This is a genomic window from Methanolobus sp. WCC1 (assembly GCF_045690315.1).
GTDB lineage: Archaea > Halobacteriota > Methanosarcinia > Methanosarcinales > Methanosarcinaceae > Methanolobus > Methanolobus tindarius.
Genome location: NZ_CP146979.1, coordinates 1,196,048 through 1,207,417, shown reverse-complemented (window position 1 = coordinate 1,207,417; position 11,370 = coordinate 1,196,048). Strand labels below are relative to the sequence as shown.

The 11,370-nt window shown below is 40.5% G+C and carries 11 protein-coding genes; 5 read left to right on the top strand and 6 right to left on the bottom strand.

What is annotated here, in order from left to right; all coding sequences use genetic code 11:
- The first annotated feature begins 1 nt into the window (after nucleotide 1).
- From pylD to V7O61_RS05910, 5 genes are all read left to right on the top strand, one after another.
- Complete coding sequence (gene pylD, locus V7O61_RS05930; protein WP_407282437.1) at nucleotides 2–787, top strand: 3-methylornithyl-N6-L-lysine dehydrogenase PylD; 786 nt, start codon at nucleotides 2–4, stop codon at nucleotides 785–787.
- Between the two features lie 62 nt (nucleotides 788–849).
- Nucleotides 850–2,478, top strand: coding sequence for a methylamine methyltransferase corrinoid protein reductive activase (locus V7O61_RS05925; RefSeq protein WP_407282438.1), 1,629 nt, complete (start codon nucleotides 850–852; stop codon nucleotides 2,476–2,478).
- A gap of 97 nt (nucleotides 2,479–2,575) precedes the next feature.
- The gene (locus V7O61_RS05920; protein WP_091710855.1) at nucleotides 2,576–3,526 is read left to right on the top strand and encodes a tyrosine--tRNA ligase; all 951 of its coding nucleotides are present in this window, start codon (nucleotides 2,576–2,578) and stop codon (nucleotides 3,524–3,526) included.
- A 74-nt stretch (nucleotides 3,527–3,600) separates the two neighbouring features.
- On the top strand, nucleotides 3,601–4,254 hold the full coding sequence (locus V7O61_RS05915; RefSeq protein ID WP_407282439.1) for an HAD family hydrolase: 654 nt from the start codon (nucleotides 3,601–3,603) through the stop codon (nucleotides 4,252–4,254).
- A 61-nt stretch (nucleotides 4,255–4,315) separates the two neighbouring features.
- Nucleotides 4,316–5,209 carry a HEAT repeat domain-containing protein gene (locus V7O61_RS05910; protein WP_407282440.1) on the top strand — a complete coding sequence of 298 codons (894 nt, stop codon included), beginning with the start codon at nucleotides 4,316–4,318 and terminating at the stop codon, nucleotides 5,207–5,209.
- A 38-nt stretch (nucleotides 5,210–5,247) separates the two neighbouring features.
- On the opposite strand, the gene V7O61_RS05905 is transcribed toward V7O61_RS05910, so the two are convergent.
- From V7O61_RS05905 to V7O61_RS05880, 6 genes are all read right to left on the bottom strand, one after another.
- Nucleotides 5,248–7,158 (bottom strand): beta-CASP ribonuclease aCPSF1, encoded by a 1,911-nt coding sequence (locus V7O61_RS05905; protein WP_023843977.1) that lies wholly within the window; start codon nucleotides 7,156–7,158, stop codon nucleotides 5,248–5,250.
- Nucleotides 7,159–7,258: 100 nt separating this feature from the next.
- Complete coding sequence (psmB, locus tag V7O61_RS05900) at nucleotides 7,259–7,888, bottom strand: archaeal proteasome endopeptidase complex subunit beta (RefSeq protein WP_023843978.1); 630 nt, start codon at nucleotides 7,886–7,888, stop codon at nucleotides 7,259–7,261.
- A 94-nt stretch (nucleotides 7,889–7,982) separates the two neighbouring features.
- The gene (locus tag V7O61_RS05895; protein ID WP_407282441.1) at nucleotides 7,983–8,501 is read right to left on the bottom strand and encodes an HDIG domain-containing metalloprotein; all 519 of its coding nucleotides are present in this window, start codon (nucleotides 8,499–8,501) and stop codon (nucleotides 7,983–7,985) included.
- Entirely contained in the window at nucleotides 8,498–8,995 is a 498-nt protein-coding gene (locus tag V7O61_RS05890) for a transcription initiation factor IIE, subunit alpha (protein ID WP_023843980.1), read from the bottom strand. The genes V7O61_RS05895 and V7O61_RS05890 overlap by 4 nt, the downstream gene beginning before the upstream one ends.
- A 108-nt stretch (nucleotides 8,996–9,103) precedes the next feature.
- Entirely contained in the window at nucleotides 9,104–10,294 is a 1,191-nt protein-coding gene (locus tag V7O61_RS05885; protein WP_407282442.1) for an ATP-grasp domain-containing protein, read from the bottom strand.
- Between the two features lie 19 nt (nucleotides 10,295–10,313).
- Nucleotides 10,314–11,360, bottom strand: a complete 1,047-nt coding sequence (locus V7O61_RS05880; protein WP_407282443.1) for a 60S ribosomal export protein NMD3 — start codon at nucleotides 11,358–11,360, stop codon at nucleotides 10,314–10,316.
- Nucleotides 11,361–11,370: the final 10 nt, after the last annotated feature.

Genomic DNA, 11,370 nt, shown 5'->3' with positions numbered 1-11,370 from the left:
AATGGCACTTTTAACACCGGAAGACCTTGAGAATCTTTCAATGCAACTTGAAGAGAACGATGAGATCGCAAAAAGGGTTACTGGTCTTGATATCAAAGGTATATGCGAGGCACTTTACAGCACACAGCCCGGTACTGAAAAAGTTGCGATCATTCCTATAACTGCCGGCAATGGTATTATCAGCAATTTCACATCGTCACTCCTGTTCATAGTCCGGTATTTCGGCTTTGAAGGTTTCATAACAGAACACCCTGATGTCACAGGTTACTATGAAGCAGTTTCTCAGGGTGCTGATATCATAATGATGGCAGATGACCACATTTTCACAGCCCACAATCTGAGGAATGAGAAAATAGTAAGCAACCACGTTGCAACAGGTGTTATTTACGCTGATATCGCTTCCAGATACAAGGAAGCCAATTCAAAGGATATACTTGTTATCGGACTCGGAAGGGTTGGTTATGCAGGAGCATGCCATCTTGTGAACAAGGGATTCAATGTTTACGCATGCGATCCAAACAAGGAATTCCTGCAAAAGGCTGTGGATGAACTTGGAATCAAGCCCTATTGTAGCGATGACAGGAAGAAGTTCTCAATGGTCTTTGAGGCAACACCGAATGCAAACACAATATCAGAGGGTATGATCGAAGAAAGATGTCTTGTCTCAACCCCGGGAATTCCCTGCGGACTTCCACCTGAGATCGGACAGAAGTATCACGTTGACCTTGTTATGGAGCCTCTTGTAATTGGAGTGGCTTCTATGCTGTATTCTGTGATCCAGAATTAAAGTTGTAAGTATAAGTCTAAAATCGAAGTCTAAGTTTAAATTGGAAATGGAGTGCTGAGAAAATGTATGTGATTTCCCTTGACCTTGGAACAAGTGGTTTCAGGTCACAGCTCATTGATCTTGAGAAACAGGAAACTGTAAAGACTGTAATCACAATGGGACACCCGCTTCCTGGTGGAAATGTGATGGACCACCTTGATTTTGCGATCACCACCGGAACGGATGTGGCCCACAGGCTTTTCATCGAAACTGTGAAAGAGATACTTGAAAAATTCGATGTTGAACCTGAAAAGATCCAGCGTATAGCTGTTTGCGGTAATCCTATACAGCTCTCACTTTTCCAGAACATGGAGATAAGGGATCTTGCGTATGCAGGTGAGAACAAACAGAAATCCCTTGGTGTTAAGGATGTGAAAAGAGATGCAAGGATCTTCCCTGCAAACGAGATTTTCAGAAACATCTATCCAATGGATAACTGTGAGATAGTAATTCCTCCGGCAATCAAACACGAGATTGGTGCAGATGCCCTTGCAATGATGCTGGAGACAGATTTCATCCACCAGACTGAACCATGTCTTGTAACTGATTACGGAACAAATGCTGAGATGGCGCTGAAGATCGGCGAGAGAATAATAACTGCAAGTGCAGCAGCCGGTCCTGCAATCGAGGGACAGGGAATTGCATGTGGAATGCTTGCAGGTCCGGGGGCTATCAGCGATATCAATGTTGAGAACGGGCACTGGAGACTCACTGTTCTTGATGACACAATGACTCCCGGAAAAGGTCCTCTTGTTGATCCGGTAAGTGGGGAGACCATTGAAGAAGGTGAACTTACTCCAAAAGGTATCACTGGTACAGGTGTTATTTCCACAATGGCACTGGCTATCAAGGAAGGACTTATTGAGAAACTTCCAAAATTACCCAACGGAAAACTGATACTTGGTGATGGTATTGTCATCAACGATGCGGATGTTGAGGAAGTCGGTAAGGCGATCGGCGCAATCCGCGCAGCCCATATGACACTCATGGTCGAGTCCGGCCTGAAATATGAGAATCTGAGATACTCATACATGTCAGGTGCAACCGGCACATATGTTGATGCTGATAAAGCACGACACATAGGTTCTGTTCCCGGTTTTTCAAAGGGAATAATTCAGTTCGGTAACACTTCCATCGGACTTGCAAGGAAGCTTGCCATCGATGTTTCAAAACTGGATGAGGTCATTGCAGTTGCAAAGAAGATACATGCAGATCACCTGATGATGGCAACAAGTGAGACTTTTAAGGATATCTATGTCTGCGAACTCTCAACATGGCAGCAGGGAATGCCTAGTGAAATGTATGCCCAGATGCTGGAAATGTATGGTATTCCCGTGTTCCCGCAGGACCTTGAGAAAGTTGAAATCGAAAGAAGGGTTTCCAGGGATATCGATGACGTCGGTTATCTTGGACTGGATATTGTGAAGGATATCGGTATCACACTCGAAGCTCCGGTGGAAAAATGTATACTTTGCCAGGAGTGTGTTGAAGAATGCCCTGAGAATGCACTGGAAATTATTGAGGAAAACGGTGCAAGGATCGTCAATATCGATAGTCAGCACTGCCTTGGTACGAGTTGCAGGCGCTGCGAGATTATCTGTCCAGAGCAGACAATGAATCACAGTATCTTGAAAATAAAGAAAAAGAAGTAGCATGGTAAATTAAAGTAACATTTCATTTTTGAAGTTACAGATGATTTTTCGATTATGTAACATTCTAAAGCTATAATATTGTTTATAAGGTGAACACATGGATAAAATGGAACTGATTAAAAGAAATGTACAAGAAGTAGTAACTGAAGAAGAACTTGAAAGCCTACTAAATGAAAAAGAACATCCAACAGCATATGTTGGATATGAACCAAGTGGCAAAATTCATATGGGTCATGTTCTTACTGTGAATAAGCTGTTGGACCTTCAAAATACCGGATTTGAGATTACGGTGTTGCTGGCTGACTTACACGCATACATGAATCAAAAGGGAACTATGGAAGAGGTTCGTGAAATCGCGGATTATAATAAGCGCTGCTTCATTGCACTTGGCCTTGATCCTGAGAGGACAAAATTTGTTTATGGCACTGATTTCCAGCTGGATCCTGAATATACGTTAAATGTACTGAAACTAACATGCACTGCATCTCTTAACAGGGCAAGAAGAAGCATGAATGAGGTTGGTCGCAAGATGGATGATCCGAAAGTATCTCAGATGGTGTATCCTATGATGCAGGCTGTTGATATTGCCATGCTGGGGATTGATGTGGCCGTTGGAGGAATTGATCAAAGAAAGATTCACATGCTTGCAAGGGAAGGTTTACCGGGATTAGGATACAAAGCACCTTTATGTATACATATTCCAATTTTGCTGGGGTTGGATGGCACTAAAATGGCATCTTCTAATGATAACTACATATCCATAGATGATACTGCAGATTCCATTTCAAAGAAGATTAAAAAAGCATACTGTCCAGCAGGTGTTACTGAAGACAATCCTGTGCTTCAGTTGTTCAAGTATCATATATTCCCTCGATATGATGAAGTCATTATCTACAGGTCGGATAAATATGGTGGTGAGATCTCATTCAAAGATTATCAGGAACTTGAATCTGCTTTTTTAAACGAAACACTTCACCCTGTAGATTTGAAAAATTGTGCTGCACAATACGTGAATGATATTCTTGAACCTGTTAGAGAAGTGTTGTAATAAGTGAAGCACATTACTAAAAAAAGAATGACATATCCAAAACGTTTATCAGAAAACATCTTCAAGAAAGACCCATGATTAAAGGTATAATTTTCGACTCCGACGGAGTTCTGGTTAACTCGATGCCATTTCATGCAAAGGCATGGGTAGAAGTTTTTGCAGAATACGGTATCGAAGTTACCGAGGAAGACATCTATGAGATTGAAGGCTCAAATCATGTAGGAGTTATTAACATCTTTTTTGGCAAAGCTGGAAGGACACCGGAGCCTGAGATTTATGCTGAAATACTCGAAAAGAAAAGAGCACATTTCCTTGAAAATAACCGTGCCGAAGTTTTTGAAGGTATGTATGACTGCCTCAGTTCCCTTAAAAACAAGTTCAAACTAGCAGTTGCATCAGGTGCCGACAGGACAATTGTTACATCACTTATGGATAAGTTCTATCCGGGAGTATTTGACGCTATTATTTCCGGAGAAGATGTTGAAAATGGAAAGCCTGACCCTGAGCCTTATGAAAAGGCAATTGCAAAACTAGGACTCAGTAAAGATGAATGTCTTGTTGTAGAAAATGCACCTCTTGGTGTGGAATCAGCAAAGAATGCAGGCGTCTTTTGTGTAGGAATTCCTACTTATCTTGATGAATCTAAGCTTAAGGAAGCTGATTTTGTAGTTAGGAATCATTCTGAACTTATTGAGTACCTGACAGATTTAAAAGACAATAGTGCATGATTTAAAAAATAAAATGTTTCTGCTCAAAAAGTTTATTTAGTTTAGGTATTTCCATACCTATATGAAATTTTATCCCACCATACTGATTTTGTGTACTCTGTTATTAATATTGTCCGGCTGCATTGAAGACAATTCTGTGGATTCTTTGATAAATGATCTGGACAATGAAAATGCGAGTATAAAGAATACTGCAATAGAAAAACTTTCACAAAAAGGTGATGAGAATACAATTTCATCCCTGATACAGGTGACCAGCAATAATAGCAATCCAGTCGAAAAAAGGAAAAATGCAATTAAAGTCCTTGGAACGATTGGAAATAACCAGGCCTCTGAACTCTTGCTTAACATTTCTCTGGACAAAGGAGAAGAGAAAACAGTGAGAATGGCATCAATACTTGCTCTTGGAGAGATTGGCAACGAAACCATGCTCATGCCTCTTGCAAATCTCAGTTATGGTGATGACGGACTTATCTTTTACCATGTTGCATATGTGTTTGATCAAGTAGAAAACGATAAAGAAAACGTTTATGCAAGTTATGGAAAGCTTCCATACCCTTTGAGTGAAGATCAAAGGCTCTACAGGAACAATGTAGGTGAAATAATGGATGAATTCAGTTTGAACAATGGTTCACCTATAATTGAAAATGCTACAACTATCATGAGAAGCTATAATATCAAAAGTGGTTATATAGAAATTGCAAGTGACGTTGAGCCTGAAATCTCCGAAATGAATGTGATTTATGAAATTTATGACATCGAAGCAAAAAAGAGAGGTATCAATCAGGTGCCTGTAAGATTTGTATATTGTGGAGTCGCAGTAATGCCAGTATGCTGGTATAACGTAACAGACTTGGAAGATATGAATTTTACGTACCTATATACAGTTGATGATGATGGTGATGTCGAAAGTCGCATTTATACTACAGACGTCAATTTTACAAATCTGTCCAATTAAATCTGATATCCCATATTTAAAAAAGAGAACAGATACGGTTATACCAACCGTACTGTTTCAAGGTTTGTAAGTGCTTTTGTCTCAAGCTTGTTCTTTTTGTGAAGGGAACTTGCAAGGTCTATGCATGAACGCTCGTCACCATGTTCGGTGTAGACTCTTTCGGGACGTGGCTTCATCTTCTGGATATAAGACATAAGCTGCCTCCTGTCTGAGTGACCGGAGAAACCGTCAACAACCTCAACGTTCATGTTCATTTTTACAACATGGGTGCCTTCTCTTGTAGAAATTGGAATTTCCTTCCATCCTTTCTGGATTCTTCTACCAAGAGTTCCATCAGCCTGATAACCTACGAAAACAAGTGTGTTATTCTCATTCTCAGCAAATGCTTTGAAATACTCGATAACCGGACCTGCATTCATCATACCTGATGTGGAAAGAATTACACATGGATGTGGTTCCTCGATAATCTTCTGGCGCAGTTCATTGGAATCTACGGGCTTGAAACACTCTGAAAGGAATGGGTTCTGACCTTTCTGGAAAATAAGCTTACGCAGGTCATTATTAAGATACTCAGGATATGTTGCATGGATTGCAGTTGCTTCCCAGATCATACCGTCCAGATAAACAGGAACATTTGGTATGATTCCCTTACGTATTGCATCCTCAAGAACTATCATTACTTCCTGACTTCTTCCTACTGCAAAGGCAGGGATTAGAACGATTCCATCCTTCTTCAGTGTGGAATTGACAATGTTCTGCAGGTTTTGTTCAGCTTCCTGAAGTGAAGGCTGTGTTGCATTGGAGTTTCCATATGTGGATTCCATGATAACACTCTCAACACGTGGGAACCTGTTAACTGCTGCATCGAAAAGTCTTGTCTTCTCATACTTGAAGTCACCTGTGACAACAACATTGTGAAGACCGTCACCAATATGGAAGTGGGATACCGCAGAACCTAAAATGTGTCCTGCATTGTGGAATGTAAGTTTGATATCAGGAGCAATGTCTGTCACTTCCTCATAATCAAGAACAATTGTGTGTTTCAGTCCTTCCCTGACATCCGCTGAAGCGTAAGGAGGCCTCTTGCCCTCCTTTGCAGCCACATCAATGTAGTCAAGCTGCAACAATGCCATGAGATCCCTTGTTGGAGGGGTGCAGTAAATTGGTCCTTCAAATCCATACTTGTAAAGAAGTGGAACAAGACCCTGATGGTCAAGGTGAGCATGTGTCAGTACCACAGCATCAATCTGGTTGATTGGATATGCTTCTGGCACATAGAGATAAGGAGTCATGTTGTCATCAGAACCGACATTGACACCACAATCTATCATTATGCGTGATTCAGGAGTTGATATAATAAAACAGCTTCTTCCTACTTCTTTTGCGCCACCAAGAGAGGTTACTCGTACCCACTCATCTTTGGAAGTGCATCCCCTGTGGATCTTTCTTCCAACTGATTTGAGAATATCTTTTCTCTCTTTGTGATTGGTACGCATGAACTCACGTATGTTTTGTACTGTACGTGATTTTATAGGAGGAGTTCTCACAACTTTAGGAGTCCATCCTATCTTTTTAGTTATCTCCCTGAGAGTCTCTCCATGTTTTCCAATTACAAGACCGGGCTTTTCAGCTTCTATTATCACTTCACCTACATCAGGATCGAAGTGATAATTGGAAACACCTGATTCTTCCGGAACAGTTTTTAATATTTTATCAATTGATTCCTCAGGTGGCATAAGCACCTTTGGATCAGGACGTACAACAATACGTGTCCTCAGTGCTTTTGCCAGGTTCCTGACAATATTACCGTTATCTGCAAACTTTTTAGGCTCTTCTGTGTAAACAACTAACTGGGGGCCTTCAAACTCAACACTAGAAATAGTAGTACCGCTAGGTAATTTTTCTTCTATTTTCTTCTTCAGATCAGATAGTACTTCTTCTACCGCCATTAAAACAGCCTTCCTTATAAAAAAGTGAAAAATGATATAGTTAAAAGAACTATATTTAAAATATTAGCTAAATGAAAAATTAAAGGAGTATTGAACCTATTTAGAATTCTTCCCTCATTTTCTTAACTTCATCCATATCAAGTCTTGTATATTTATCTTCGTTAATAACAACCACATCAATGTTCTCACCGGATGCAGAGTCTCTCTTCATTGCATTGTGAAGTGCTCTAACAGCCAGTTCAACACCTTCTTCTGTGGACATATTCTCTCTGTACCTGTCCTCAAGTACACCATATGCAAACGGGGAACCTGAGCCGGTGGATACAGCCTTTGTTTCTTCTATACTACCACCAAGGGCATCAAGTGAATATATTGAAGGTCCGTTCTTGTCATATCCACCAACAAGAAGCTGCACCATCAAAGGATAGTATCTCTGTCCACTGAGCATGTTGGATAAGAGTGTTGTGAGACCCTTAATGGTCATGGACTCTTTTCGCCTCATTTTGTACAACTTAGACTCTACACTCATGACCCTTACGATCTGCTGTGCATCTCCCACGGAGCCTGCAATGGTCATTGCAACCCTGTCATCAATCTGGTATACCTTCTTTGCAGTTTTACTTGCAATGAAATTCCCCATTGTTGCACGCTGTTCGGTTGCAAGAACAACACCGTCTTTGCAAACTATCCCTACAGTGGTTGTACCTTTGTAATGTTTATCATTAACCATTAATTATACCTCATACAAAAATGAGAAAATAAATTGAAAAATGTACAATGCATGACATGCATCAGTTATCCATTAGCAATTTTTATATATATATTTATCCCTTGCCAAGTATAATTCCAATTTCCTCAGCAAGTGCCTTCACACGATTGATGCTTTCCCTGTTCATCCCTTTCTTTTCCATTTTATGCATACGCTTTTCAATGGAGATCCTTTTAGTACCCACTAAAAGGTTATCAGCATGAGCCACAATCTTCTGTTCCAGAGTTACAGGAATGTAATCATCATCCGGAAGATGCAAATCCCTTGCTTCATCCCGCATGATTCCTGCACCTACATGTCTTTTGATTATTTCCTGTATTTCAGTTTCAAGACCGTAAGACTTTGCAAGTTCAACACCTAGGATAGCATGATCAATTCCATGGCTCTGGGCTCTGCCAAGGTCGTGAAGAAGACCTCCTATTTCCACAAGATAAAGATCAAGCTCCTTTCCCTGAGATTTCATCCCGGCTGCAAGTTCCAGAGCAACACCTGAAACTGCAATGCAATGAGCTATAACTTTATCATTGCATCCAGATTCTTTCAAAATATTAAGAGCAGCTTCCCTGGAGATCATTTTTCTTTGCCAAGGAATGCAAGACGCTTTTCAATCTTATTGATAAATTCAGCATTGTCCTCATACATCATATCCTCGCCGCAGTAAGGGCAAAGGAATTCACATTCAGTAGCTTCATTAAAATTCAGGCGGATGCAACCTTCAGGACAACCATAGAAAACATTTTCCTCTTCAAACTCAACTCTGGACTTGAGGTTCTTTACAAGTCTTTTCTTCTCTTTAAGAAGCTGAGGTCCAATATCGGTCATATCAAGTGTCCAGAGGTAAGTAAGCCACCCACTACTGGAATCACGCTCACGCCTGCATATTGCAAGCTTGTTTTCATTAAGGATAAAAAGGGTTCTTCGGACTATGTTCAAAAGAATACCAGTGGCTTCTGCAATCTGTTCATCGGTAACTTCGCCCTCGGGCATGTTCTCTACCATCTGCAGTCCATCTTCACCCACCAGCCGGACGAGATAACCTCTGACAACCGGATCATTCAAATCTATCAAAAAATTTCACCTCATGATGTGCATGTTTAATGCAATTTACTTAAATATTAACCTTTGCTTGGGAATTCTGTCCGATACAAAACATCAATACCTGTTTAAAGTCATTATTCAGGATTCAAGTAAATTCAATGATTCACGTATAAACATGACGCTATCTTTCATCTTACAGATAACTTCATCACGACTTTTTCCCGAACTCAACACAGATATAACAGGTTCATCAGTTCCAATAGCCTGACCTGCAACCGGAACATCACATACATTTATTTCAAGCAGCATATCCCGAACAGTTTCAGTCATTAACATTTTCCTGTCCGAATATAAAATGCCTCGCCCAGCATACTTATTTTTACTGCTATTTTCTTTTTCGTCTTTTATTTCAGAAGACATCTCAATAATTCCTTCAAATGCCTTCAAATGTGCATCCAGAAGATTGATGCCCGTTGCCATTTCAACCGAGTCAAGACTACCCTGGAAACGTGCATTCACTTCGATCACAACAGGCCCATCATCCGTAATTATAAAATCAACACCATTGGAACCCACAAGTCCTAATTCAAGTATCATATTTTCAGCAATATGTTTCATTTCCGATGCATGCGGAGTTTCAAACGGAGTTATATTACCGCAATATGCAAACGGCATTTCAGTAAGCCAGGACGTACCAATAAGCTGTTCATTCACAGCGATTGCAACAGCCCTGTCCTTTGTAGATAAAACCGAAACACTTGCCGGAATACCTTCAACAAATTCCTGTGCTATTATCTTGCTCTTACCAGGCGGCATCCCAGCTTCATTCAACTTTGTTCCCAGAAGCAAAAGATCTTCCGGACTCTTAACTTTCATGTTGAATATTCCGCCACCTGAAGATGCAGGTTTTACCATTACCGGAAACTCCAGCATTCCAATATCTTGGAGAAGCACGGTTTCGGGATGAGCTATCCTTCTATTTTTCAGAAAAATAGAAAATAGATGTTTGTCAGATACTTCTGCCATTATCCGTGGATCATTTCCAAGAATCCAGTATGGAAGTCTTTCAAAACCTATGGTTTCAAAACCTGAACCCGGAATTATAGCATCAAAATCAACGCCAAATCCTTCTATTAGCCCTGTAATTTCATCAAGCCTGATTTTACTTGCATCAAAACCTTCACCAATATCCAGTTTTACAAAACCTTTTGCACATTGCTGCAGGTCATGGTCACAAAAAGCATCAATCGCATACATGTTGTATCCGGCCCTGAAACCCGAACAAACAATATTACGGGTGCTAAAACCAATTACTAGTATGTTCATCATAATTCCACAGACCAGATAATTAAAGGTCAGCAATAGCAAGGAGACCTTTTTCAGTCTTAACAACAGGTATTTCAGTTCCCGGATCTGCAGAGAACAATACAGGTTTCCTGACTGTCACTGTTTCATAAGTATCCGGATCAAGCACCATCAGGTCTTCATTTTCTATTGCAACTAGCATTGTTTTTGGAAGATCCTTTCTCTTTGCAATAAGTGTTGCACCATTAATTTCTTCAGGAGTAGCTGTAAAACGAGCTCCGGTTTCAACATCTATTCCGGTTACATTTTTTGAGAACTTCCTAATCTCAATGATCCTTCCTTTGTGATCAATAATATCCTGAGGCATAAATTCCGGCAGGCGTAACGAAAAAGTTATGCGATAGATATCCTTTCCATCTTTCATTCCCTGCAAAGAAGCTGACTCGGAAAAACTTCCACCCAGATGAGAAGTTATTTCCTTGCAGATATGTCTTGCTGCATTAGAAGAGCCAACGTAAAGATCAGTACCTTCCTTAAGTTCCAGGGAACTGGATATGAATGCAAGCCTGTCACCCTTATTAATCAACCTTTCAAGGACAGAACCTGCTATATTGATACATTCCTGTTTCTCTTCGTCAGATGGAATACGGTTGGTGGCACGTATCTGTAGTATGGCCTCGAAATAGCCACCTGATATTCTGCTACACATATCGCATGACTCACGGATTACCCGGACTTCTGTTTTAAGTTCCTGATGGAACATCTCATCAAGCAATAAAGCATCAACTTCAATATGAACTTTGTAAAGGTAAGGAGTCTGTGCCCTTGGCTCAATATATACCTCTATATCCTCTGCCATTTCATGCACAAAAAGTGCATCCTCTACAGCACGTATTACTATCTCTTCGAGACTGCCATGGTCTACCCATTTATTCTTTACATTGCGGGCCCCACAAGTAGGACATAACTTCGCATGCATTACAGGTGCTATTTCAGCAAGAGTGAAATTTTCCAGAAAACACTCCTTACAGTGACCTTGGAATAGCTTTGTAGTGGATTTTCCGCATTTTGGGCATACGATATTGTTCATCGGCTCTGAT

What these genes read in the sequence shown, in the direction of transcription:
- pylD (WP_407282437.1), top strand. Translation starts at nt 2, where the DNA reads ATGGCACTTTTAACACCGGAAGACCTTGAGAATCTTTCAATGCAACTT.
- V7O61_RS05925 (WP_407282438.1), top strand. Translation starts at nt 850, where the DNA reads ATGTATGTGATTTCCCTTGACCTTGGAACAAGTGGTTTCAGGTCACAG.
- V7O61_RS05920 (WP_091710855.1), top strand. Translation starts at nt 2,576, where the DNA reads ATGGATAAAATGGAACTGATTAAAAGAAATGTACAAGAAGTAGTAACT.
- V7O61_RS05915 (WP_407282439.1), top strand. Translation starts at nt 3,601, where the DNA reads ATGATTAAAGGTATAATTTTCGACTCCGACGGAGTTCTGGTTAACTCG.
- V7O61_RS05910 (WP_407282440.1), top strand. Translation starts at nt 4,316, where the DNA reads ATGAAATTTTATCCCACCATACTGATTTTGTGTACTCTGTTATTAATA.
- V7O61_RS05905 (WP_023843977.1), bottom strand. Translation starts at nt 7,158, where the DNA reads ATGGCGGTAGAAGAAGTACTATCTGATCTGAAGAAGAAAATAGAAGAA.
- psmB (WP_023843978.1), bottom strand. Translation starts at nt 7,888, where the DNA reads ATGGTTAATGATAAACATTACAAAGGTACAACCACTGTAGGGATAGTT.
- V7O61_RS05895 (WP_407282441.1), bottom strand. Translation starts at nt 8,501, where the DNA reads ATGATCTCCAGGGAAGCTGCTCTTAATATTTTGAAAGAATCTGGATGC.
- V7O61_RS05885 (WP_407282442.1), bottom strand. Translation starts at nt 10,294, where the DNA reads ATGATGAACATACTAGTAATTGGTTTTAGCACCCGTAATATTGTTTGT.
- V7O61_RS05880 (WP_407282443.1), bottom strand. Translation starts at nt 11,360, where the DNA reads ATGAACAATATCGTATGCCCAAAATGCGGAAAATCCACTACAAAGCTA.